The organism is Alicyclobacillus acidocaldarius subsp. acidocaldarius Tc-4-1, from assembly GCF_000219875.1.
In the GTDB taxonomy this organism is placed as follows: domain Bacteria; phylum Bacillota; class Bacilli; order Alicyclobacillales; family Alicyclobacillaceae; genus Alicyclobacillus; species Alicyclobacillus acidocaldarius_A.
Window position 1 is genome coordinate 320870 of sequence record NC_017167.1, and the last position, 23938, is coordinate 344807.

Sequence of the window (23938 nt, forward strand, 5' to 3'; positions counted from 1 at the left end):
GTGAAGGCAGATGCTCATTCACGTCGTCGAGCCTGGAGACACGCTGTGGGAGCTGGGCAAGCTGTACCACGTCTCGGCTGCCGATATCGCGGCTGCAAACGGCATTCGAAATCCCGAGCAACTGGTGGTTGGGCAGGCGCTGGTCGTGCCGACGCGCGAAGGTGTCGTGACAGGTGCAGAGCGGCGCACCATCGAGGTCAATGCGTACTTTGTTCAGTTCACCGATCCTGCGCCGCATCAGCTGGACGTGCTCGCCCCTGTGCTGACGTATGTGTCGCCATTTTCGTATGAGGCAGAGACGGACGGATCTATCCGGGCGCGATCGGACGACACGGCCTTGGTGGACGCAGCCCTCCATCAGAGCGTGATGCCGATGCTCGTGCTCACCAACTGGCACGGGGATATGTTCAACTCGGACGTGGCGCACGCCATTTTCACGTCGCCGTCGACGCAGGAGAAGATCCTCACGAACGTGCTTCGCGTGATGGGCGACAAGGGGTATCGAGCCCTCAATCTCGACTTTGAATACGTCTACGCGCACGATCGCGACCTGTATAACGCCTTCGTCGAACGTTGCGCGGAGCGCGTGCACAAAGAGGGATTCCTGCTTTCGAGCGCGCTGGCTCCGAAGCTGTACGCGGACCAGCCGGGGCTGTTGTATGAAGCGCACGATTATCACTGGCACGGGGAAGTGTGCGACTTCGTCATTCTCATGACCTACGAGTGGGGCTGGATAGGCGGTCCCCCGATGCCGGTGTCTCCTGTGGACCAGATACGCAAGGTACTGGACTACGCCGTCACCGCCATCCCACGCGACAAGATCATGCTGGGTGTGTCGGTGTACGGGTATGACTGGACGCTTCCGTATCGTCCCGGCACGCGCGCGGCGACGTTGACACCTGTTCAGGCGGTGAACCTCGCGTACCAGCAACATGTGCCGATTCAATACGACCTTCGGGCCGAGGCGCCGTATTTCACCTACTCGGACGCGCAAGGTCGGCACCACATCGTGTGGTTTGAAGACCCGCGCAGCTTTCAAGCGAAGCAGGACTTGGTTGTCGAATACAACTTGCGTGGCATGAGTTTCTGGTCCTATCCCACGAATTTCCCTCAGGTGCCCATCCTCGTCAACAACCAGTTCAACACGAAGAAGTGGACACGGGAAGACGTCCCCGTGCGTTGAGCGAAGGCGCGCCCTGCCGAGGTTAGCGGGGCGCGCTCGGTGACGTGCCTCAACGGCGAATTCCGGAGCAAAAACGCCGTTCGTTGTGCGCGTGAAACGCGAATGTTGGGATGGGAAGTGGCGCGCCGGCAGTGACGCGCCGGCGAAAAATCAGCTTCGCCTACTTAGTTGTTTGTGTTGACAAACTAGGTTCCGGTCTGGTATGCATAGATCAGGTTGTGGCGAGAGTGTCCGGGGAAAGAAGAATGCGAGACTGGGTGATGGCGCTTTCGCTACAACGTGAGTAAGCGGTTGCGACGGGAGCATGGTGCTTTCCATCGAAACTCAACAGGGGGGTAGTACGGAGTGGCCAAGAAGACATGGAAGAAGAGCGCAACGTGGATGGCGGCGGCAGCTGTCGTGACGGGGATTGTTGCCGGCTGCGGCACCTCTTCCACGAATGCGCAGAGCTCAACGTCGACGGGCGCGGCGTCTGCAGTGAATCCGCACCCGAGCGTCAAAATTGCGTTTCTGATGCCAGAGACGAACACGTCGCCGCGCTGGGAGTACGATGATAGGCCTGATTTCATCGCGGCGATGAAGAAGCTGGATCCGAACGCGCAGATCATTTACGCCAACGCGCAGGGGTCTGAGGCGACGCAGCTTCAGCAGGTGGAAAGCGCCATCACGGAGGGTGCGAAACTCCTCGTCGTGGCGCCGGTGAACGGATTTGCAGCCACGACCATCGTCACCGAGGCGGCCAAAGCGCACGTCCCCGTGATTTCGTACGATCGCCTCATTCAGAACGCCAAGGTCGACTATTACGTCTCGTTTAACAACGTCGAGGTCGGCAAGCTTCAGGGCGAGTATATCGCGCAGCACACCAAGAAGGGCGGCACGGTGGTCATGTTGGACGGCGCCCCCACAGATCCGAACGCGAAGCAGTTTGCGCAGGGCGCCCATGACGTCCTGGATCCGCTCTTCAAGTCGGGCAAGCTGAAGCTCGGCTATGAGCAGTTCACGCCGAACTGGGATTCGCAGCAGGCGCTGACCGAGATGCAGCAGGCGCTCACGCGGCTGCACAATCACGTGAACGCCGTGTTGGCTGCGAACGACAACCTGGCGGGTGCGGCCATCCAGGCGCTTGAGCAGCAGCACATCAAGGGCATCCCGGTGACCGGTCAGGATGCGACCGACGCTGGCCTGCACCGCATCTATTACGACGGCACCCAGTCGATGACGGTGTATAAGCCCATCAAGGAAGAGGCGGATGCCGCCGCACAGCTGGCGTATGACCTCATTACGGGCAAGAAGCCGCCTGCATCGCTCGTGAACGGCACAGTGAACAACGGTGCCACGAACGTGCCGTCTGTGCTCTTGCAGCCCATCGTTGTGACGAAGTCGAACATCGCAAGCACGGTCATCAAGGACGGCTTCACCACCTGGGCGCGCATCAAGAACCCGGCAGAGCAGCAGTAAGGGTCTGAGGACCGGCGCCGGAGCGCACGCGATGTGTTCTCCGGCGCTTCTTAACGACGAGAGGAGGCGCTGTACGTGGCAACGGAGGTCAAGACACAGCCGGTCCTCGAAGTGCGCAACCTTCGCAAACGGTTTGGCGCCGTTCAGGCGCTCGATGGCGTTTCGTTTTCCGTTCATGCAGGCGAAATCGTGGCGCTCGTCGGGGACAACGGCGCCGGGAAGTCGACCACCATCAAGATGATCGCGGGCGTCGAGCAGCCGGACGAAGGCGAGATCTTGTTCGAGGGCCAACCGGTCCGGTTGACGAGTCCAGCCGTGGCAGAAAGGTACGGCATCCAGACGGTGTACCAGGATCTCGCGCTCTGCGACAACTTGGACATCGTCTCCAACCTGTTTCTCGGCCGAGAGCTGCGGCGCAGCGTGATTCCCGGGCTGGTGCGCGTGATCGACCGGAACGAGATGGAGCGGCGCGCCATTCCTGTGTTGAACGAGCTCGGCATTCGCCTGCCCCCATTGCACACGCAGGTTGCATCGCTCTCCGGCGGTCAGCGCCAGACCGTCGCAGTGGCGCGATCCGTCCTGTGGGGTTCGAAACTCGTCATGCTCGACGAGCCGACCGCCGCGCTCGGCGTCGTGCAGCAGCGCGCGGTGCTTGAGCTCATCCAGAGGCTCGCGGCGAGCGGCCGCGCAGTGCTCGTCATTTCGCACAACATGAGCGACGTGTTCAAGATTGCGAACCGCATCGTGGTGTTGCGGTTGGGGCGCACTGTGGCGACGTTTGAGAGAGAGCAGGTCACGCCCGAGCAGGTTGTGGCGGCCATCACGGGCGCATCGGCGCAAGAGGAGGTCACGTCCTAACATGACGGTCAATATCGGTCAGGCCAAGCAGACGCAGACGCCCGCCGCGCGCAGCACGTCGGTGTTCGATCGCATCATTGGCGGGGAGTTTCAACAACTGCCCGTATTTTTGTCGCTCGTCCTCATCTGGATTGTGTTTGAGATCTTGAACAACAGCTTTCTCACGAGCCGAAACCTGTCGAACCTCGTGCTGCAAATGGCGGAATACGGCTTGCTCGGGGTCGGCGAGACGCTCATCCTCCTGCTCGGGGAGATTGACTTGTCCATCGCGGCCGTGAGTGCCATCGGTGGCGCGATCCTCGCAGTACTTGCGGGCAATGGCGTGAATCCGTACGTCGCGATCCTCGCCGGCGCTTTGAGCGGCACGGTGCTCGGATTTTTCCAGGGCTTTTGGGTGACGGTGCTTCGCGTGCCGTCATTTATCGTAACGCTTGCAGGTTCGCTCGCGTTCTTGGGGCTCTTGTTTGTCCTCATCGGCCAGGAGGGCACGGTGCCCATCATGAACAACACCATTAACGCCATTGCGGGCAACTACCTGCCTGACTGGCTGAGCTGGGTGTTGGTGGCGGTCGCGTTACTCCTCATGGTGTGGACAGCCGTGCGCGATCGCGCCAAGCGGCAGAAGCTTGGGCTTCCCCCGAAGTCTGCAGCCTCCACGTGGACGAAGCTCATCCTGAGTGCCGCGGTGATGATTGGCGCGACGGTGTTGCTCAATGCCTACCAGGGCGTGCCCATTGCGGGGCTGGTGCTGATTGTGTTTGTGGTGCTGCTCGCATGGATCTGCCAGAGTACCGCGTTTGGCCGTCACATCTACGCGGTGGGCGGCAATGCGGAGGCTGCGCGCCGGGCGGGTATCAGCGTGAAGGGCGTTCGGATCATGGTGTTCACGCTCGCGGGCACCATGGCGGCCATCGGCGGCATCGTCGGCGCGTCTCGATTGGGTGCGGCGTCCACGGCGTCCGGCGGCAGCGATTTGCTCATGGACTCGATTGCAGCGGCCGTGATCGGCGGCACGAGCCTGTTCGGCGGCTATGGGAGCGTGTGGAACGCGCTTCTCGGCGCGCTCGTCATCGGCAGCATCGAGAATGGCATGGCGCTGTTGAACGCGCCGACTAGCACGAAGTATCTGGTGGAAGGCGCCATCCTGCTGCTCGCGGTCACGTTCGACACGTTCACCCGTATGCGGCGGAAGCAGTTGGGCCGATGAGATGGGCCGATGACTTTGTAAGCCCGATCGAATCGAAACGCATGCAACCCTGTGGGACCTTGTTGGGACCCGAGGGTTGTTTTTTGCCTTCGTAACAATATTGGCCGCTCACGCACCACGGCAGTATACTGAAGGCAAACGGAGGTCATGATGGACATACCGAGGAATGCGAACGATTTGGTTGCGAAGCACTTGACGTTGGCGCTGCCCGGGGAAGTGCTGTCGGTGATTGGCGTACGGGACGCGCCGGTGGTGCGCGCCTTGGCGACGGAGATCCCCGAGGTGAGGATGCGCCAGACGATGACGGACATCATGCTGGAGCTTGCGGATGGGCGTTTGCTTCACTTGGAGTTCCAGTCGACGAAGGAACCTATGTTGTATCGGTTTGCGGCTTACGACGTGGCGCTCGTGGAACGCCACCGTCGGGCGGTCCGCACGGTGGTGTTGTACACGAGCGAAGTGCAGAGCGCGCCGTCGGAGCTCGACGCCGGGAGTTTCCGATACACGGTAGAGAACGTGTATCTGGGTCAGATGGACGGTGACGCGGCGTTGGAGACGGTGCGGCGGCACCTGGAGACGGGCGAGTGGACGCCGGAAGACCGGGTTCGGTTGGCGTTTGCGTTTCACATGCGATTTGACCGGCGGACACGGGACGAGGCGTTTGACGCCATTGTGGAAACCTTGCAGCGTGTGCCGGATCGCGAGGAGCAGAACTACCTGGCGGCGTTGGTGTTCGGTTTCAGCGCGAGGGTGTTGACGGATGAGCAAAAAGCGGTGCTAAGGAGGGTTTTGGCGATGACGGAGCTACTGAAGGAGATTGTGGAAGAAGCAAAGGATGAACGAAGCAAGGAAATTGCCGAGCGGATGTTCCGCAAGGGCGCTTCGGTCGCGGATGTCGTCGAGTTGACGGACCTTTCCGAGCAAGAGGCGCAGGAGGTCCTGAAACGCGTTCGGGAGGAGGCGTGATCTCTAGGTAAAGCCCGCAATCGCCGCGCGAAGCGCCGTTCGCGAAGGCGGTGTCGATCCGACGATTTCGCGAGGGATACGTGGTTGCGAAAGCCGAAGACGCAGGTGGTGCCGAATAAAAAGGCGGAGGGTCACCGCGCAGCTTGCCGGAATCGGACTTGCAGTGACTGCGCATCTTTACCACCGCCGCAAGTCGCGCCTGGATCTACGAGCACGGCTCTGAATTTCCTGTTCAGAAGATCCTGACTTCTACACTCCGTAGCCATGCGAAGTCCCACGCCCCCATGTCCAACGCGGGCTCGTGGGACCTGTGGATAACTCGTGTATTGTCTACAGTCCACGTGTTCGAGGTTCCATGAGCAGAATCCTTCGCAGCTTCGCGATGTGTAGCGCGTGCAGAATCTTTGACTGCGCCTCGGTCGTCTCCGTGCGCTGCGGTGCTCAAAAGGAGGGCTGCCCACGTACCGAGCTACGAGGCAGCCCTGTAGTACTTTCCTAGGTATCGGACATCCGAGGCGTCGTCCTGCTGCGTGCACCGGCACACCGACTAGTGTGCCGCGGCTCGAGGGGCGGATCGCCTTAGGCGCGTCCATGGCGACGATCCGTCCCGTGGCAGGGCGTTATGGACGAGTGTTAGCAGGAACAGCGGTAGCCCTGTATTGGGGTCCGTGCCTGCGCCACCCACCACGCCGAAATCCTGACCAAGCCACCACACGAGAAGCAGCACGACCCCGGTCGCTACCTGAACGGCGCGAGACTCGGGGGCTGTGAACCAACCGACAGCGAGTACCAAGGGCACGGCGACAAAAATCGCGTTCCACCCCATCGGCCCGTGTGACAAGGCGTGGGCCAAGGTGTAGAGCGGCGCCGACAGGAAGTGAGGCTGAGGCATCTGAGCCATTTCCATTTCCATATCGGCCAGCCCGTTTCCCGACCAGTAGCCTGCGCTCGGCAGAGCCTGAAGGATGGCGCTCGCCAAGAACCAAACGGTCACAAACCACTGCATGCCATGCTTGACGCGGCCGTTCTCCCACGCGTCAGCTTTCGCAAGCAGAACCACAGCGAGCGCCGCGTAGACAAGCACAGAACCAGGGCTCCCCATGAGCCATGAACCGCCGCTGAAGATCTGTCCGAAGCCCTCGCCGAAGGCCCACACCACGAGCGACCAAGCGATGGAAACCCGAAGGGCCAGCCGCCCGATGGACCGTTCGGGGCCGGCGAGAATGCCGAGGCCAAGAAGAACTTGGATCCAAACCGTCAGCGAGTCAAACCAGAGCGGGCGTGAGGTGAAGAGCAACTGCGTCACCGACAGAAATAGGTCGTTTACCCAGCGGGGTTGCCCTGACATCACGGGTTCAATGACCGCGCCGAAGAAGTTGGTGCCGAGCTCGGGCTGCGCCTGTAGGAGGCCATCCAGGATCCATAGGAGGCCCAGGGACCAGACGGCCAGCCTGCGCGCCTTAGCCTCCGATGGAGCCAGATAGTAGGGCGATCCGCTGCTTTGCTTGCTCCGGGGCTCGACGCCGAATTCCCGCAGAAACCCTTCGCCTTCTGATTTCCAGAATCGCGCGATGAGATAGATGATGGCCGATACGCCTAGCAACACAGCCCATTCGATCAGGAGCAGCTTATAAAACGCGCTTACCGTATGAACAGGCGGCGCGCTTGACATGTCCATATCTCCCATTGAATTCACACCTTTCTGCACCATGCGGCCAATGTCTCAATGAAATCGTACGGCGTTCTTGTTTCGCTGGCTAGACACGCTTCCTACGCAGCGATGAACAGTTTCTTACTGATCTTCTCCCCTGGTGAACATCGGCCTAGACACTTGTTCAAATCGCTTGACATCTCGCTCCATTCCCCTTACGATGGAATCACCTGAACTGTTGTGCGTAACACGGAAGCCGGAAAATGGAGAAAGGTGAAGAGTGGGAGTAGTAGGGGCGTCGCTGGAGTGCAGAGAGCCGATGGGTGGTGCGAATCGGTCGAAGGCGTGTCCTGAACTCGCCCATGAACCGCAGCCCGAAAGGCGGCCAATGTGGCCGTGGGAGTAGGGTGTGCCGCTTGCCCGCGTTACAGGGCTAGACGGTGATTGCCGTCGACAGAGGGGGCTTTTCCGCAAGGGAAGCCAAATAGAGTGGTACCGCGAGCCAACCCGGCCTCGTCTCTATGTGAGATGAGGCCTTTTTGTTTTCCCTTCTGGACCATTGAAGACAAGAGAAGAGGAGTGGATGGACGTGAAGCATGTGAACAAGTACACCCGCCAGTATTTTCTTCCCCCGAAACCTTGCTTCGATTGGGTACATCGCGATTACCTCGATCACCCGCCGATCTGGTGCAGCGTCGACTTGCGCGACGGAAATCAGGCGCTCATCGTCCCGATGAATCTCGAGGAGAAGCTTGCGTACTTTCAGCTGCTCGTCGAGATCGGCTTCAAGGAAATCGAGGTTGGCTTTCCGGCCGCATCAGACACGGAGTTCGAGTTCGTTCGGACGCTTATCGAGCGCGATCTCGTCCCGGACGACGTGACCATCCAGGTCCTGACGCAATCGCGCGATCACATCATCGAGCGCACGTTTGAAGCCATTCGCGGGGCCAAGCGCGCCATTGTCCATCTCTACAACTCCACGTCCGTGGCGCAGCGCGAACAGGTGTTCCGGGCGGACAAGGACGAGATCGTGAACATTGCCGTGACCGGCGCCGAGCAGATCCGCGATCTCGCCCGCACCACACCAGGCAACTTCTTCTTCCAATACTCGCCGGAGAGCTTCACCGGCACCGAACTCGACTTCGCACTCGAGATCTGCAACGCAGTGCTCGATGTGTGGCAGCCCACGCCGGATCGCAAGGTCATCATCAACCTGCCGGCGACCGTCGAGCTTTCCATGCCGCACGTGTACGCGAGCCAGATCGAATACATGGGTAAGCACCTGGCTCGCCGCGACGCCGTGATTCTGTCCGTGCATCCGCACAACGATCGCGGCACGGGTGTCGCGGCGGCGGAACTCGCCATGCTCGCGGGCGCGGAGCGGCTCGAGGGCACGCTGTTTGGGAATGGGGAGCGAACGGGCAACGTGGACATCGTCACGCTCGCGCTGAACCTGTACTCGCACGGCATCGATCCGGGGCTCGACTTCTCCAACCTCCCGGCCATCCAGGCCCGCGTCGAGGCCCTCACCAAGATGCAGGTGAGCAGGCGTCACCCGTACGCGGGGGAACTCGTCTTCACGGCGTTTTCGGGATCGCATCAGGATGCCATTGCGAAGGGCATGAAGTGGCGCGAGGAGAAGTCGCCTGAGCATTGGACGGTCCCGTATCTGCCCATCGATCCCAAGGATATCGGCCGCGAATACGAAGGGGACATCATCCGCATCAACAGCCAATCCGGCAAGGGTGGCATCGGCTACGTGCTGGAGCAGTCGCACGGCTTCGATCTGCCCCCCAAGATGCGCGAGCAGCTGGGATATGCGGTCAAGCGGGTGTCGGATCGCGAGCAGAAGGAGCTGTCGGCGGACGAGATCGCCGAAATCTTCATGCGCGAGTTTGTGAACCTTGGGCAGCCGCTCGATCTCGTCGAACTGACGGGCACGGATGCGAAGGGATCGCACCGCGTGCGCGCGACGGTGGTCTGGCAGGGCGAGACGGTCGAGATCGAAGGGGCCGGCAATGGGCGGTTGGACGCGCTGTGCCATGCGCTGGAGGAGGGGCTTGGGATCCGGGTCGCGAATCTCACGTACAAGGAGCATGCGCTGGAAGTCGGGTCGGGATCGCGAGCGGTGGCGTACATCAGCGTGGACGACGAAGAAGGGAATACGCATTTCGGATGCGGCGTGGATACGGACATTATGGAGGCGTCGGCGAAGGCGCTGGTGAGCGCGGTCAATCGAATGCTCGCCCACAGGCCGGAGATAGCCGTTCCTGTAAGCAAGTGAAGGAGGGCCCCGGGTTTGTGCCCGGGGCTCGATTATTTGCGCGATTAATTGGAATGCTACGATGGAACAGGAGGGGATGACGTTGACGATTTACGAGTTTGAGGTGGAGAAGGCTGACGGGACGAAGATATCGATGCGCGAGTACCAGGGCAAGGTGTTGCTCATTGTCAATACGGCGTCCAAGTGCGGCTTTACTCCTCAGTATGAAGGACTGCAGAAATTGTACGAACTCTATCGCGAACGCGGCTTCGAAGTGCTTGCCTTTCCTTGCAACCAGTTCGGCAATCAGGAGCCGGGATCGAACGAGGAAATCCAAACCTTCTGCAGCACGACGTACCGGGTGACGTTCCCAGTCTTCGCGAAAATCGACGTGAACGGGCCGAACGCACATCCGCTGTTCGAACACCTGAAGAAAGAGGCTAAAGGTGCACTCGGATCGGAGACCATCAAGTGGAACTTCACCAAGTTTCTCGTCGACCGGGAGGGTCGTGTGGTGAAACGCTACGCGCCGCAGACATCGCCGGAGAGCATCCGCGAAGACATCGAGGCTTGTCTTGTCCATGCATCAAGGGGCCAGTGACTTTCGCGCGATACCGCAGGTACGGACTGGGCGCCGCAGCGCATGGGAAAGGGGACGCTCGAATGGCGGAGGCATGTCTAGCGTGCCAGGTCAATCAGGGCATGCTTGTCCCTCCTGGAGGCGTAATCTATCGGGATGATCTCTGGCAGGTCGACCACCGTTTGGAGCCGTGTACTGGGGTGGTTGATTGTGAAGCCGCTCCAGCATGTCGAATTCTTCGATGAGCTTTCCATTGAGGAAGTCGAAGCCTTCGGCAGATTGCAGCGTATGGTGACACGAGCTCTTCGGGATATCGTTCCAGGGGTCCAAAAGGTGTATTCCATCATGCTCGCCGAGTCCGAGGATTGTCCGCATGTTCACGTGCATATCGTGCCGCGGACCGAGGACCACCCAGCGTCATTTCGAGGACTTCGTATCTTTGATTTTGATGGACCGAGTCTGCCTCGCGTCAAAGTCGAACGATTTGCAGCAGAGCTCCGGGAGTACCTTCAACCTGGTGGAGTTGCCGAATAAAAATCAAACCAGCAGCCGTCTCCAAACGGCTGCTGGTGAATTGGTGCGCCCAGGTGGATTCGAACCACCGACCTCACGATTATCAGTCGTGCGCTCTAGCCGACTGAGCTATGGGCGCACATGGCGGAACTGACGGGATTCGAACCCGCGATCTCCTGCGTGACAGGCAGGCATGTTAGGCCTCTACACCACAGTTCCAGTGTGGCGGAGTGAGAGGGATTCGAACCCTCGATACGGTCTTAACAACCGTATACTCGCTTAGCAGGCGAGCGCCTTCGACCAACTCGGCCATCACTCCATGTGGGTGGTGACCCTACGGGGATTCGAACCCCGATTTCCGCCGTGAGAGGGCGGCGTCCTGAACCATTAGACGATAGGGCCTTGCTCGTGGTGCGGCTGACAGGAATTGAACCTGTGACCCCTACCGTGTCAAGGTAGTGCTCTCCCTCTGAGCTACAGCCGCATGGAGCGGGTGAGGGGAATCGAACCCCCGACCTCAGCTTGGGAAGCTGATGTTTTACCACTAAACTACACCCGCGAGGAGGGAATCCTCCATGTGGAGCGGAAGACGGGATTCGAACCCGCGGCCCTCGCCTTGGCAAGGCGATGCTCTACCCCTGAGCTACTTCCGCACAACGGCTCGACTATTATACCTGCGAGAAGCTCGTAACGTCAAGCCCTTTGCGATGACCCCAGGGGGATTCGAACCCCCGTTACCACCGTGAAAGGGTGGTGTCTTAACCACTTGACCATGGGGCCATGGAGCTCCCAACCAGGCTCGAACTGGTGACCTCATCCTTACCATGGATGCGCTCTACCGACTGAGCTATGGGAGCATGGACTGGCTCCCCGAGCAGGATTCGAACCTGCGACCCTCCGGTTAACAGCCGGATGCTCTACCGCTGAGCTATCGAGGAATGGGTGGTGGAGGTAGCCGGATTCGAACCGACGACCCCCTGCTTGCAAGGCAGGTGCTCTCCCAACTGAGCTATACCCCCGGAGTATGGTCGGAGCAGCGGGATTTGAACCCACGACCTCCTGCTCCCAAGGCAGGCGCGCTACCAAGCTGCGCTATGCTCCGGATGAAATGGCGCGCCCGGAGAGATTCGAACTCCCGACCTTTTGATTCGTAGTCAAACGCTCTATCCAACTGAGCTACGGGCGCGCGTGGCGAAGTGGGTCCGCTGTCCAACCAAGTCCAGCGGGTGATGGGCAACGAAGTCCGTTGCCCATGTGGAGCCACCTGTCGGATTCGAACCGACGACCTGCTCATTACGAGTGAGCTGCTCTACCCCTGAGCCAAGGTGGCATATGGTGAGCCATGCTGGATTCGAACCAGCGACACCCTGATTAAAAGTCAGGTGCTCTGCCAACTGAGCTAATGGCTCTTAGCCCGTGTACAACGCTGGGCATTCGGTACTTTAACACGGAGGTGAGGGGTTGTCAAGTGAAAAATCAGATCCTGTGTGTGTGAAGTTGGCGCGAGCCAGTGCCCGTGATCGCACCTCGAAATGATTTACTTACGCATGGGATGTTTGCAAGGGTTCACATCACTGCGTCAATAGGTCTTGTGCCCATAACCATCACAGCATTCGCCGGGCGGCTTGACACGGATGCTGTAAGGGTGCTATTCTACGCAACGTCGCGTCTGCGGAGGGGCCGGAGGGCTTAACGCGATCGCGACATCGCAGTTCGAAAGACTTGACATAGTAGTGTGATGCGTGTTATAATAACCTGGCTGCCACGAGGCGGCAGGAAATCCGCGCGGTGGCGCGGGAATCGCTCCTTGAAAACTAAACACACGAGACCACCAAGCCCGTAAGTCCTTGTGACCGAACGGTCAGGATAAAGCACTTGGATTGAGAGTTTTGATCCTGGCTCAGGACGAACGCTGGCGGCGTGCCTAATACATGCAAGTCGAGCGGACCTCTTTTGAGGTCAGCGGCGGACGGGTGAGGAACACGTGGGTAATCTGCCTTTCAGACCGGAATAACGCCCGGAAACGGGCGCTAATGCCGGATACGCCCGCGAGGAGGCATCTTCTTGCGGGGAAAGGCCCGGATGGGCCGCTGAGAGAGGAGCCCGCGGCGCATTAGCTAGTTGGCGGGGTAACGGCCCACCAAGGCGACGATGCGTAGCCGACCTGAGAGGGTGACCGGCCACACTGGGACTGAGACACGGCCCAGACTCCTACGGGAGGCAGCAGTAGGGAATCTTCCGCAATGGGCGCAAGCCTGACGGAGCAACGCCGCGTGAGCGAAGAAGGCCTTCGGGTTGTAAAGCTCTGTTGCTCGGGGAGAGCGGCATGGGGAGTGGAAAGCCCCATGCGAGACGGTACCGAGTGAGGAAGCCCCCGGCTAACTACGTGCCAGCAGCCGCGGTAAAAACGTAGGGGGCGAGCGTTGTCCGGAATCACTGGGCGTAAAGGGTGCGTAGGCGGTCGAGCAAGTCTGGAGTGAAAGTCCATGGCTCAACCATGGGATGGCTCTGGAAACTGCTTGACTTGAGTGCTGGAGAGGCAAGGGGAATTCCACGTGTAGCGGTGAAATGCGTAGAGATGTGGAGGAATACCAGTCGGCGAAGGCGCCTTGCTGGACAGTGACTGACGCTGAGGCACGAAAGCGTGGGGGAGCAAACAGGATTAGATACCCTGGTAGTCCACGCCGTAAACGATGAGTGCTAGGTGTTGGGGGGACACACCCCAGTGCCGAAGGAAACCCAATAAGCACTCCGCCTGGGGAGTACGGTCGCAAGACTGAAACTCAAAGGAATTGACGGGGGCCCGCACAAGCAGTGGAGCATGTGGTTTAATTCGAAGCAACGCGAAGAACCTTACCAGGGCTTGACATCCCTCTGACGGGTGCAGAGATGCACCTTCCCTTCGGGGGCAGAGGAGACAGGTGGTGCATGGTTGTCGTCAGCTCGTGTCGTGAGATGTTGGGTTCAGTCCCGCAACGAGCGCAACCCTTGACCTGTGTTACCAGCGCGTTGAGGCGGGGGACTCACAGGTGACTGCCGGCGCAAGTCGGAGGAAGGCGGGGATGACGTCAAATCATCATGCCCCTGATGTCCTGGGCTACACACGTGCTACAATGGGCGGTACAAAGGGAGGCGAAGCCGCGAGGCGGAGCGAAACCCAAAAAGCCGCTCGTAGTTCGGATTGCAGGCTGCAACTCGCCTGCATGAAGCCGGAATTGCTAGTAATCGCGGATCAGCATGCCGCGGTGAATACGTTCCCGGGCCTTGTACACACCGCCCGTCACACCACGAGAGTCGGCAACACCCGAAGTCGGTGAGGTAACCCCGAAAGGGGAGCCAGCCGCCGAAGGTGGGGTCGATGATTGGGGTGAAGTCGTAACAAGGTAGCCGTACCGGAAGGTGCGGCTGGATCACCTCCTTTCTAGGGAGAAGGACGGGGCTTGGCGGGTTTGGGAGGTTGGGTGTGTTTAGTTTGAGGGAGCGAGAGCTCTCTCGGAGGACCTTGGCAAGTGCATAGGGAGAAAGGCAAGGTGAAGCTAGGAAGGGCACACGGTGGATGCCTAGGCGCCAAGAGCCGAAGAAGGACGGGGCGAACGCCGAAATGCCACGGGGAGCCGTAAGCGGGCTGAGATCCGTGGATGTCCGAATGGGGGAACCCGCTGGCGGGAAGCGCCAGCAGCTTAAGGCCGAAAGGCGTTAAGCGGGGAACCGGGGGAAGTGAAACATCTCAGTACCCCGAGGAAGAGAAAGCAAACGCGATTCCGTGAGTAGTGGCGAGCGAAAGCGGAGGAGCCTAAACCGCATGCGTGGGAAAGGCTGCAGCCGTTGCGCATGCGGGGTAGAGGGGCTGTTTGCGGCGAGCTGCAGGGTAGCCAGCCCGAGTGAGTGCGTAGGAGAACGGTCTGGGAAGGCCGGCCAGAGACGGTGAGAGCCCGGTATCCGAAACGCGCGCACGAGGGTGGAAACAGACCCCGAGTACTGCGGGACACGAGGAATCCCGTAGGAATCTGGGAGGACCACCTCCTAAGGCTAAATACTCCTTGGCGACCGATAGTGAACGAGTACCGTGAGGGAAAGGTGAAAAGGACCGCGGGAGCGGAGTGAAAGAGAACCTGAAACCGTGTGCCTACAAGCAGTCGGAGCACCGAAAGGTGTGACGGCGTGCCTTTTGTAGAATGAACCGGCGAGTGATGCGGGCGAGCGAGGTAAAGGCGGAGGAGCCTAAGCCGAAGCGAAAGCGAGTCTGAAGAGGGCGTGAGTTCGTCCGCATCGACCCGAAACCGGGTGATCTACCCCTGGTCAGGGTGAAGTGCGGGTAACACCGCATGGAGGCCCGAACCCACTGGCGTTGAAAAGCCAGGGGATGAACTGGGGGTAGGGGTGAAATGCCAATCGAACCCGGTGATAGCTGGTTCTCCCCGAAATAGCTTGAGGGCTAGCGTCAGGGGATGAGTTGTGGAGGTAGAGCACTGATGGGGTGCGGGGCCCGCGAGGGCTACCAAGCTTCGTCAAACTGCGAATGCCACAATGTCGAGGAACCTGGCAGTGAGACTGCGAGCGATAAGGTCCGTAGTCGAGAGGGAAACAGCCCAGACCCGCAGCTAAGGTCCCGAAGTTCCGGTTGAGTGGGGAACGATGTGGCGCTGCGAAGACAACCAGGATGTTGGCTTAGAAGCAGCCATCATTGAAAGAGTGCGTAATAGCTCACTGGTCGAGTGGCGCTGCGCGGAAAATGGAACGGGGCTAAACCGGACACCGAAGCTCGGGATGGCGACATGGTAGGGGAGCGTTCCATGTGCGGGGAAGCTGAGCCGGAAGGCAAGGTGGAGCGCATGGAAGTGAGAATGCCGGTATGAGTAGCGAAAAGAGGGGTGAGAATCCCCTCCGCCGAAAGCCCAAGGTTTCCTGGGGAAGGCTCGTCCGCCCAGGGTCAGTCGGGACCTAAGGCGAGGCCGAAAGGCGTAGCCGAAGGAGAACAGGTTGACATTCCTGTACCACCGTAGGCGCTTGAGCGAAGGGGTGACGCAGGAGGACGAGGGAAGCGGCCGGATGGAAGAGGCCGTCCAAGCAGCGAGCGTGGGGTGTAGTGAAATGCGCACCCTGGAAAGCGTGAGCTGTGATGGGGAGGGAAGGACAGTACCGAAGTCCCGACGTTCACACTGCCGAGAAAAGCCTCTAGCGAGCCGAAGGTGCCCGTACCGGAAACCGACACAGGTGGGCGCGTGGAGAACACGAAGGCGCGCGGGAGAACTCTCGTTAAGGAACTCGGCAAAATGGCCCCGTAACTTCGGGAGAAGGGGCGCTCTTCCTGGAGGAAGAGCCGCAGTGAAAAGGCCCAAGCGACTGTTTAGCAAAAACACAGGTCTCTGCGAAGCCGAAAGGCGACGTATAGGGGCTGACGCCTGCCCGGTGCTGGAAGGTTAAGAGGAGGGCTTAGGGGGGAGACCCCGAAGGTCCGAATCGAAGCCCCAGTAAACGGCGGCCGTAACTATAACGGTCCTAAGGTAGCGAAATTCCTTGTCGGGTAAGTTCCGACCCGCACGAAAGGCGTAACGACTTGGGCGCTGTCTCAACGAGAGACCCGGTGAAATTGTAATACCTGTGAAGATGCAGGTTACCCGCGGTTAGACGGAAAGACCCCGTGGAGCTTGACTGTAGCCTGATATGGGACAACGGTGTTCCATGTACAGGATAGGTGGGAGACGGAGAAGCTTGGGCGCCAGCCTGAGTGGAGTCGGCGTTGGGATACCACCCTTGGGACACGGTTGTTCTAACCGGCCTTGTGAGGACGCGAGGCGGGACAGTGTCAGGCGGACAGTTTGACTGGGGCGGTCGCCTCCTAAAGGGTAACGGAGGCGCCCAAAGGTTCCCTCAGCGCGGATGGAAATCGCGCGTAGCGTGCAAAGGCAAAAGGGAGCTTGACTGCGAGACGGACAGGTCGAGCAGGGACGAAAGTCGGGCTTAGTGACCCGGTGGTTCCGAGTGGAAGGGCCATCGCTCAACGGATAAAAGCTACCCCGGGGATAACAGGCTGATCTCCCCCAAGAGTTCACATCGACGGGGAGGTTTGGCACCTCGATGTCGGCTCATCGCATCCTGGGGCTGAAGTCGGTCCCAAGGGTTGGGCTGTTCGCCCATTAAAGCGGTACGCGAGCTGGGTTCAGAACGTCGTGAGACAGTTCGGTCCCTATCTGCCGCGGGCGTAGGATACGTGAGAGGGTTTGTCCCTAGTACGAGAGGACCGGGATGAACCGACCGCTGGTGTACCAGTTGTCCCGCCAGGGGCACCGCTGGGTAGCCAAGTCGGGAAGGGATAAGCGCTGAAAGCATCTAAGCGCGAAGCCCGCCTCAAGATGACGTATCCCATTCCGTGAAGGAAGTAAGACCCCTCGAAGACGACGAGGTAGATCGGTCTGGCGTGGAAGCGCAGTGATGCGTGGAGCGGACAGATACGAATCGGTCGAGGGCTTCACCTGAACACTCCCTATGCACAAAGGCAAGGGCCAAACGCAACCGGTCTGGTGACCATAGCGGAGGGGCAACACCCGTACCCATACCGAACACGGACGTGAAGACCTCCAGCGCCGAGAATACTGGGAGGGAAGCCTCCTGGGAAGGTAGGTCGCTGCCAGGCGTGAGATGAAGGTCAGGCTTTCCAGCCTGGCCTTTTGTCGTAGTTGCGGGACATCTGCGCTCCTTCCCGTGGCGAAAGCCGCAAAGAAAGCGGGTGAGAACTACAATCGGTCGAAACGCAGGACCTCGCCACAGCCGCCCATGCGTTCCATTCGAGGCGCAACTCGTTAAGTTCCTCCACGCATGCCTCACCAGGTAACGCGAGGCACCCCATCCCCTTCGACAGCAGAAGAGCGACATCTCCAGACCACCAGAAGCGAAGTGTCAAAGGGCGCGGGCAGATCTGCAGGCCGAAGGCCGAAGCCCTGCTCGCCCCCTTTGACACGCAGCCAAGTCCACAAACGTAGATTCCCATATTGACAGAATCGATTGAATCAAGATACCCTACGCTCAAAGAGGTAGGGATCTCCAATCATTCTAATCACGACGGAAGGAACAGCTTTCAAGAATGAAAGCCATGAAGGAGGAATGTGTTCAATGTTTATCCTGCCAGAACCCAACCACCACCCGATGGACAATGTCCCCGTGCACACCGAGGCGGATGCGCCGACGATGGGCGAGATTGCGCGCCACATCACTGCGTTTGTACCCGTGTATTGTCAAGGGAATCGCACGCTTGTCCTGCTCGCGAATGGTTCGATGTTCTACCTGCCCCGTCGCGCGCAATGGGTGCGAGAAACCCTGCTTCGCCATTTTGCCATCTCGCACCGGGACCTGCGCCGAGCGTGTGAGGAAGACCTGAATCGGAGTTTGTTTGCTCCCGTCGTCATTCCGGCGGCAGGACTTGCATATGCTCAACTTCGGGTGCGTACGCCCATCGGGCGGAACGACGGCGCGCAAGGGTTCTTCCGCATCGATGCCATTCGAGGCGTCCGTGCCATCAACACGGAGGAGACTGCGGTCCGAATGGAGGGCGGGATTGACTTCATGGTCCGAATGCCAAGGCCGCGCGTGGTGGAACGGGTCCTGGGTGCGCGCTCCGCCCTGATCCTGCAACTCGCTCGAGGCGTCGCGTATCCGCGCTTCTAAGTCTGTCTAGGCGCGTCGTGTTCGGGGAGCCACACGTCTCGGACCAGTTCACCGGCATCTGTGATGCCTACATAGGCGGGCGGGCGGACGTCGCATGTAGCCTGCCCGGACGTCGCATCGGTGACCAGCGCAACCGTGCGTGGCACATCCGCTTCACGCACCACCAGTCGAAACCGGACAACGTCCGTGAATTCGGCGTCGTACAGCCGGAGACCTGTCTGTTCGAGCAGGTGCAGCAGTCTGCCGTAGTGCTCATAACCGCAGGTGACGAGGATGTCGCACATTTGGGCGCACACGAGCTTGGGCGCCCGCTCCAAGACCACCGCCGCGGCCTCGGTGTACACCCGGACCAAACCGTTTGCGCCGAGCAGGATGCCACCGAAGTATCGCGTGACAATCACCAAGACGTTGGTCAGGTCTTTCCGGCGAATGACCTCGAGCACTGGCCGACCGGCTGTGCCGCTCGGTTCGCCATCATCGGAGAACCGCTCGTGCGGGACTTGGATCCCTATCCTGTACGCATACACGTGATGACGAGCGTCTCGGTGCTCATCGCGGACGCGCTCCAGGGCCGCGAGCGCCTCCGCCTCGGTTCGGACAGGGACGGCCGAGGCGATGAACCTGGATTTTTTCTCGACGATCTCGTCGGTCCACACGCCGGCCAGCGTCATAAACGATGTCATGGCGGCACCCCCAAAACGACGTTGCGGCGGACGAACATCACTGTATCAGAGCACCGGGATCAGACTCAATCGTGTGCCACAATGTGTGAGACGCAAATCGGGGAGACCCTCACAAACGAGGCGCGACCGTCGAACCATGTAGGCGTCAGCCTGTGAGTTGTGCACATAGCAACACGTCCCCCCGGAAGAGGAGCAGCAAGCTGCGCGACTCTTCCGCGCGAGCTCTTTACTTGCGAAGAAAGAACGCGTATAATGCGGCAATGAGGCTACTGTGTTACGATACATAACTTGATAGAGTGGCCTGCATTGCCGAGAACAGCCCTCGTGGTGTCGAATCCTGGCAGCAAAGGCCAGGAGGGGGATGGGTACAGGTAGCCACTGAAGGGAGGGATGTCTTCCTGCGGTTCGGAGAGGGCAAGACACTCGACGACCAAGCTTCGAACACGCGGGGGCAGTGACGAACGGCCAATACGGGTGACCTTCGTCACCGAACTTCGGTCTCGCTACACTCATGTTGCCGTAAGGAGGAGAAGGGGACTTGAAACGCACACTGAGTGGCATTGCTTCAGCTGCGATTGTCCTGGGTGCGATTAGCCCGATGGCGTTTGGGGCCACGTCCACGAGCGGTCTCACGCCAGCTGGCCAGCTGCCGATTGTGGTCAACGGCCAGGTGCTGTCGAATCCCTACGAGATGGTGGGGATCGACTCGGGCAACAAGACGGGATTCTTCCCGATCTACTATTTCAGCCAGGCACTCGCTAAGATTGGTATCCAGGCGACTTGGAACGGTGTGACCCACACTTGGGCGCTCACGGATTCTAACGTGAATGCTGCCAACGTCCAGGTTGCGGGTGGCATCGGGACGGGCAATACGACCGTCACCGTGAACGGCACCGTCGTGAAGAAGTTTAATACCCAAGTCGCTCGCGACCCGGCGGCCGGGCCGAAGGGGCCGATTACAACCTATCTGCCGATTTACTACATCAACAACATCCTGAAGGCGCTCAACATCAATGGCTCCTTCAGCGGTCAGGCGGGGCTCAACATCCAGACCCAAACGGCCGTGAACACCTCCACGGAGGCGCTCTCGCCGATCCAGGTCTCCGGGCAGACGGTCGGCACGGGTGCGGATAACGCGCCGGCTGTGGCTGCTGTGGGCAATGCCATTACGTTCTCGACCACGGTGACCGATGCGAACGGGAATCCGGTGCCGAATCAGGTCGTCCAGTTCTTGGTCTCGACTACGGACAACCTGACGGTGACCGATGCGAGCGGGAACACGCTGAACTACGCGAAGCTGTCTGCGCCGATCGTGATCGGCAATAAGACCTACGATGATTACTATCAGGTGACGACCAACAGCCAGGGTGTCGCCACCATGAAAGTGACGTCGAGCGCAAGCACGACGACGGAGCCGCTGTACGTGATTGCGCAGCTTCCGATTCAGTCGAACGGCCAGTACATCCGTTCGTCGGCGGTCACGGCGCAGTGGGGCCTGCCCGGCACGTTGGTTCTGGCGCCGCTCTGGGGCAACCAGACGAATCCGGATAATCTGACGTTCTCATCGTCGCAAGATCCGACCAAAGGTCTCATTGCGATGGTTGCCACCATGCTGCCTGGGAATGGTCAGAACGCTTCCTCGGTGGCGGGTCAGGCTGTGAAATTCTATGTCTCCGCTGCGAACGTTGCGGGAATCGGGGCTCCAACGGTCAACATCACGGATTCGCAGGGCAACGTGCTGAGCGGTGGCGTGGTCCAAGTGGGTGCGAATGGCCAGTTTGGTCCGCAGACCATCTACACGACCACCACGAACAGCCAGGGTCAGGCAATCATGTACCTGAATGCGAACGTCCCGACCCAGAATGGCACGCCGCTCACGGGCGCTGTGGCAATGGCGCAGGTCAGCGCGCAGCTGGTCAATGGTGGTTCCAGCCAGGGCAACAGCTACCTGCAGTGGTCGTTCCAGGATCAGCCTGCCAAGATTGCGAATGTCTCGCCTGCGAATGTGCTGAACTCGCCCTCGTTGACCGACCAAAACCGCGAGAATCCGACGTCGGGCTCCAACCTCACCATTACAGGTACGGCGGAGGATGCCGCGGGGCAACCCGGTGCCGAACGCGCAGTTGGTCATTGTGGACGCGCCGATTGGCAGCGGACAAATTGGCGCCGACGGTACGGACAGCTATGTGGTGAACGGGCAGAAGTACAAGTTCAGCGGCTCGTCGTTTGACCTTGTGACGACGGATGCAAACGGAAACTTCTCGTTCACGGTGTCCGATACGGTCAATGCGCAGGAGCAGCAGCAGGTGGACGACTACTTACGTCTACTATGCCGCCGCCGACCTCGGGTGTGGTGGAAGGTCAGCAGTTGCCTTCTGACTTGACGCTCCTGCCGGTGCTGGGTAGCTCGAATGGCGCGATGCAGGTCTCTTGGGAGCCTGGGCAGAGTGTCGGTGCGCTCGGATTGTCGAATCATGCCTTGCAGGCGAGCTACGCCGATGTCTCGCAGATTCCGAACAATCCTCAGGGTCTCGAGGAGACTGCAAGCTCGTCCGAAACGATGTACTTCGGTGCGTACACGGAGAGCGGCCAGGAGATTCTGCCTGCGCAGTTCCCGGATGATCAGCTGAGCTTCAATCTGAACGTACCGCAGGGCTTCACGATGAATTCGGCGTTCGGGTTCCAACTGGATCCGGCAGGTAGCGGTGATTCAACGGTTTATAACGCGATTGTGAAGCAGCTGCAAAGCAATTACGGCTACAAGACTGACGGTACCCAGACGTTTGACATCACGAACCTGTCCGTGTACGTCGACTACAAGACGAATCAGATTTACGTCGATAGCGTGCAGGGGTACCTGTACTCGAATTTGCAGTCTGCGACGGGAACGCCGTTCACCATCACGTTTGGTCAGGGTGAAAACACCAGCGTGACGGCGAAGCTGAACACCAACTACACGGTGGCTGTCAACTCGTCGAACGACCCGAATTCGAGCATCAATATCAACGGCGGCACCGCAACGTTGAATATCAATGTTCAGGTGAACAATCCGGACGCCAATCCGGTGGGTCAAGGCGGTGCGTCGGCTTCGGCGAACATCCAGTTCCAGCCGGGTAGCGGCGTGAGCGCGCTGGGTGAGGCGACGACCATTGAAGGCATTGAAAACTATGGTCCGTTGATCAACACCAACAGCGGGACGCCGAACACGATCTCGTTGCAGGGCATTCCGTGGGGGAACAACCAGAGCCAGTACTTCCTGCAACCGTCGGGTGAGGTCACGTGGCTCGTGGCTCCGTTCAACAACTACGTCAACCTGGCGAGTATCCCGAACGGTGGCCTGAACTACACGATCGCGTCCGATGGAAAGAACCAGGACTCGATCAATTTCATCGATGGTCACGAGATCAGCAATTCGAAGTACAACTACTCGGCTCAGGTGGTCATTTCGAAGAGCGGTAAAACCACTGTCAATGGCCAGGTGATCTTTGACCCGTCGGCGTACGGCCTGCAGACGGTCGTGGCGTACACGCCGGATGGCAACTACATCTTGGGTCAAGATTCAAGCGGCAACTACGTGCTGTACGATACCCAGACGGGCAAGCAAGTGGCGGACTTTGGTCAAGTGCCGATGCCGGCAGACGCGCAAGGCGACCCGATGATCGTGGGTGGTCAGGTATCGACGACGAGCGGCGGTTCGGGGACATTGACACTCACGTGGATTTCGGGCAACGGTCAGTCGAAGGCTACTGGAACGGCTACCAATGCGACCGAGACCGTGAGCGACGAGTTGATCCCGATCCAAATCGTCGAGGTGGGAGCGTACGGCCGCTTCACAGGTACGTACACGTACACGGCAACAGAAAATGGCCAGACCGCAACGGCGCAGGTGACTTACACCAGCGCAAGCACGGGTTCGGTGCAGGCGGTGTACGCAACGCCACAAAACATTACAGGCTCGGCCGACCAGACGAATACTGTGACCTTAGAGGCGCAGGATGCGTTTGGAAACCCGGTGCCGAATGCGACGATTACAATCACGCCGCAGAATCTGCCGGGCGTGTGGATCACGGCGGTCAACGGCGTGGCATTGCAGCAGTCCGTGCCGCAAGGCAACACGTCGCAGACGGAGCCTACGCCGGTGCCGTTGTTCAATCCAGCCGACATCCTGCCGAGCGGTTGGCAGCTTGACTACAACTCGATCTCGGTGCCGGGTGCGTTGGCGGCGACGAACATTGGCAGCGGCCAGGTGCCGACGATTACGCTCACCACGAACAACAATGGCGAAGTGCAGCTGACGCTCGAGGATGGCGCGGTGACGTATGCGGCGGTGAACACCACGAAAGGTACGGGTCAAAAATGCGACGTACCAACTGATTACCGCACCGTCAGTCCAGGTGTCGGGTGGTGAGCTGAACGCGTACTCGGCTGGCGGCACGACGGCCATTGGTGCGGTTCCGATTAACTGGCAGGGTACCGAGACCTTGCAGGGGTCAAACGGCAACAGCAATAGCAATGGCAACAGCAACAACGGCGGGTCGAACAACCAGCAGTCTACGCTCATCTCGAATGCTTCGGCGAGCTATGCGTTGGGATTGACCAACGTGAAAGCGACCGTTGCGTCGGGTGTGACGAGCGTCCAGATTATTGATGTGACGCAAAACAACAATTCCCTGCAAACGGCGCAGGTCAGCAACGGCCAGGTGGACACCTACGTGGTGGGTGCGAACGCGGGTGACACGTTGGAACTTGTGCCCTATGAAGGCAACACAGCAGAGAGCAATGCTGCGGTGACGGTGACCGTCCAGCAAGCTGAATGAGATTTGGGTGGTTGGATGTGGAGAGAGTGCCTGATCACTCTCTCCATCCTTCCATCGATGGGATAGGTACAGGGCACAGCCTTGGGTCAAATGGGCG

Annotated in this window: 14 protein-coding genes, 15 tRNA genes, 3 rRNA genes and 1 other annotated feature; of the genes, 15 read left to right on the top strand and 17 right to left on the bottom strand. The window is 59.7% G+C overall.

What is annotated here, in order from left to right; all coding sequences use genetic code 11:
* Nucleotides 1–10: 10 nt before the first annotated feature.
* From TC41_RS01495 to TC41_RS01515, 5 genes are all read left to right on the top strand, one after another.
* Entirely contained in the window at nucleotides 11–1183 is a 1173-nt protein-coding gene (locus TC41_RS01495; protein ID WP_014463217.1) for a glycosyl hydrolase family 18 protein, read from the top strand.
* Nucleotides 1184–1528: 345 nt separating this feature from the next.
* Complete coding sequence (locus TC41_RS01500; protein ID WP_014463218.1) at nucleotides 1529–2641, top strand: sugar ABC transporter substrate-binding protein; 1113 nt, start codon at nucleotides 1529–1531, stop codon at nucleotides 2639–2641.
* A 75-nt stretch (nucleotides 2642–2716) separates the two neighbouring features.
* Nucleotides 2717–3499 (top strand): ATP-binding cassette domain-containing protein, encoded by a 783-nt coding sequence (locus tag TC41_RS01505; protein ID WP_014463219.1) that lies wholly within the window; start codon nucleotides 2717–2719, stop codon nucleotides 3497–3499.
* Nucleotide 3500: 1 nt separating this feature from the next.
* On the top strand, nucleotides 3501–4706 hold the full coding sequence (locus TC41_RS01510; RefSeq protein WP_014463220.1) for a sugar ABC transporter permease: 1206 nt from the start codon (nucleotides 3501–3503) through the stop codon (nucleotides 4704–4706).
* Nucleotides 4707–4856: 150 nt separating this feature from the next.
* On the top strand, nucleotides 4857–5672 hold the full coding sequence (locus tag TC41_RS01515; RefSeq protein ID WP_041695629.1) for a transposase: 816 nt from the start codon (nucleotides 4857–4859) through the stop codon (nucleotides 5670–5672).
* Nucleotides 5673–6219: 547 nt separating this feature from the next.
* Here TC41_RS01515 and TC41_RS01520 read toward each other — a convergent pair.
* Nucleotides 6220–7344, bottom strand: a complete 1125-nt coding sequence (locus TC41_RS01520; RefSeq protein ID WP_237700001.1) for a hypothetical protein — start codon at nucleotides 7342–7344, stop codon at nucleotides 6220–6222.
* Nucleotides 7345–7590: 246 nt separating this feature from the next.
* Nucleotides 7591–7847, top strand: a binding site (T-box leader).
* A 65-nt stretch (nucleotides 7848–7912) separates the two neighbouring features.
* On the opposite strand from TC41_RS01520, the gene TC41_RS01525 reads away from it, so the two are divergent.
* The 3 genes from TC41_RS01525 (at nucleotide 7913) to TC41_RS01535 (ending at nucleotide 10700) form a co-directional block, all read left to right on the top strand.
* Complete coding sequence (locus TC41_RS01525) at nucleotides 7913–9607, top strand: 2-isopropylmalate synthase (RefSeq protein ID WP_193352812.1); 1695 nt, start codon at nucleotides 7913–7915, stop codon at nucleotides 9605–9607.
* An 82-nt stretch (nucleotides 9608–9689) separates the two neighbouring features.
* The gene (locus TC41_RS01530) at nucleotides 9690–10187 is read left to right on the top strand and encodes a glutathione peroxidase (protein ID WP_081462306.1); all 498 of its coding nucleotides are present in this window, start codon (nucleotides 9690–9692) and stop codon (nucleotides 10185–10187) included.
* A gap of 189 nt (nucleotides 10188–10376) precedes the next feature.
* Entirely contained in the window at nucleotides 10377–10700 is a 324-nt protein-coding gene (locus TC41_RS01535) for a hypothetical protein (protein ID WP_237700002.1), read from the top strand.
* A gap of 41 nt (nucleotides 10701–10741) precedes the next feature.
* On the opposite strand, the gene TC41_RS01540 is transcribed toward TC41_RS01535, so the two are convergent.
* From TC41_RS01540 to TC41_RS01610, 15 genes are all read right to left on the bottom strand, one after another.
* Nucleotides 10742–10818: transfer RNA gene (locus TC41_RS01540), tRNA-Ile, on the bottom strand.
* Nucleotides 10819–10821: 3 nt separating this feature from the next.
* A tRNA-Asp gene (locus TC41_RS01545) sits at nucleotides 10822–10898 on the bottom strand.
* Nucleotides 10899–10902: 4 nt separating this feature from the next.
* A tRNA-Ser gene (locus tag TC41_RS01550) sits at nucleotides 10903–10998 on the bottom strand.
* A gap of 7 nt (nucleotides 10999–11005) precedes the next feature.
* Nucleotides 11006–11081 (bottom strand) — tRNA-Glu (locus tag TC41_RS01555).
* Nucleotides 11082–11088: 7 nt separating this feature from the next.
* A tRNA-Val gene (locus TC41_RS01560) sits at nucleotides 11089–11163 on the bottom strand.
* Nucleotide 11164: 1 nt separating this feature from the next.
* Nucleotides 11165–11238: transfer RNA gene (locus TC41_RS01565), tRNA-Gly, on the bottom strand.
* Nucleotides 11239–11257: 19 nt separating this feature from the next.
* Nucleotides 11258–11332: transfer RNA gene (locus TC41_RS01570), tRNA-Gly, on the bottom strand.
* 55 nt (nucleotides 11333–11387) lie between these two features.
* Nucleotides 11388–11459 (bottom strand) — tRNA-Glu (locus TC41_RS01575).
* Nucleotide 11460: 1 nt separating this feature from the next.
* Nucleotides 11461–11536: transfer RNA gene (locus TC41_RS01580), tRNA-Thr, on the bottom strand.
* Between the two features lie 6 nt (nucleotides 11537–11542).
* Nucleotides 11543–11617: transfer RNA gene (locus TC41_RS01585), tRNA-Asn, on the bottom strand.
* A gap of 5 nt (nucleotides 11618–11622) precedes the next feature.
* A tRNA-Ala gene (locus tag TC41_RS01590) sits at nucleotides 11623–11698 on the bottom strand.
* A 6-nt stretch (nucleotides 11699–11704) separates the two neighbouring features.
* A tRNA-Pro gene (locus tag TC41_RS01595) sits at nucleotides 11705–11781 on the bottom strand.
* A 7-nt stretch (nucleotides 11782–11788) separates the two neighbouring features.
* A tRNA-Arg gene (locus TC41_RS01600) sits at nucleotides 11789–11865 on the bottom strand.
* Between the two features lie 69 nt (nucleotides 11866–11934).
* Nucleotides 11935–12009, bottom strand: a tRNA-Thr gene (locus TC41_RS01605).
* A 3-nt stretch (nucleotides 12010–12012) separates the two neighbouring features.
* A tRNA-Lys gene (locus TC41_RS01610) sits at nucleotides 12013–12088 on the bottom strand.
* A gap of 467 nt (nucleotides 12089–12555) precedes the next feature.
* Here TC41_RS01610 and TC41_RS01615 point away from each other — a divergent pair.
* The 4 genes from TC41_RS01615 to TC41_RS01630 all read left to right on the top strand — a co-directional run bounded on the left by TC41_RS01615 (nucleotide 12556) and on the right by TC41_RS01630 (nucleotide 18341).
* Nucleotides 12556–14100: ribosomal RNA gene (locus TC41_RS01615) — 16S ribosomal RNA — on the top strand.
* A 108-nt stretch (nucleotides 14101–14208) separates the two neighbouring features.
* Nucleotides 14209–17155 (top strand): 23S ribosomal RNA (locus TC41_RS01620).
* 41 nt (nucleotides 17156–17196) lie between these two features.
* Nucleotides 17197–17313, top strand: a 5S ribosomal RNA gene (gene rrf, locus TC41_RS01625).
* The 16S, 23S and 5S rRNA genes sit together here, the layout of an rRNA operon.
* 476 nt (nucleotides 17314–17789) lie before the next feature.
* Complete coding sequence (locus tag TC41_RS01630) at nucleotides 17790–18341, top strand: hypothetical protein (protein WP_041694875.1); 552 nt, start codon at nucleotides 17790–17792, stop codon at nucleotides 18339–18341.
* Here the strand turns inward: TC41_RS01630 and TC41_RS01635 are convergent.
* The gene (locus tag TC41_RS01635; RefSeq protein ID WP_041694876.1) at nucleotides 18338–19024 is read right to left on the bottom strand and encodes an IMPACT family protein; all 687 of its coding nucleotides are present in this window, start codon (nucleotides 19022–19024) and stop codon (nucleotides 18338–18340) included. The genes TC41_RS01630 and TC41_RS01635 overlap by 4 nt on opposite strands.
* A gap of 538 nt (nucleotides 19025–19562) precedes the next feature.
* Between TC41_RS01635 and TC41_RS01640 the strand changes: the two genes are divergently transcribed.
* From TC41_RS01640 to TC41_RS01650, 3 genes are all read left to right on the top strand, one after another.
* Complete coding sequence (locus TC41_RS01640) at nucleotides 19563–21254, top strand: hypothetical protein (RefSeq protein WP_041694877.1); 1692 nt, start codon at nucleotides 19563–19565, stop codon at nucleotides 21252–21254.
* 138 nt (nucleotides 21255–21392) lie between these two features.
* Nucleotides 21393–23432: a hypothetical protein gene (locus TC41_RS01645; protein ID WP_041694878.1), complete on the top strand. Its 2040-nt coding sequence runs from the start codon at nucleotides 21393–21395 to the stop codon at nucleotides 23430–23432.
* Complete coding sequence (locus TC41_RS01650) at nucleotides 23419–23841, top strand: hypothetical protein (protein WP_014463230.1); 423 nt, start codon at nucleotides 23419–23421, stop codon at nucleotides 23839–23841. Before TC41_RS01645 ends, TC41_RS01650 begins: the two co-directional genes overlap by 14 nt.
* Nucleotides 23842–23938: the final 97 nt, after the last annotated feature.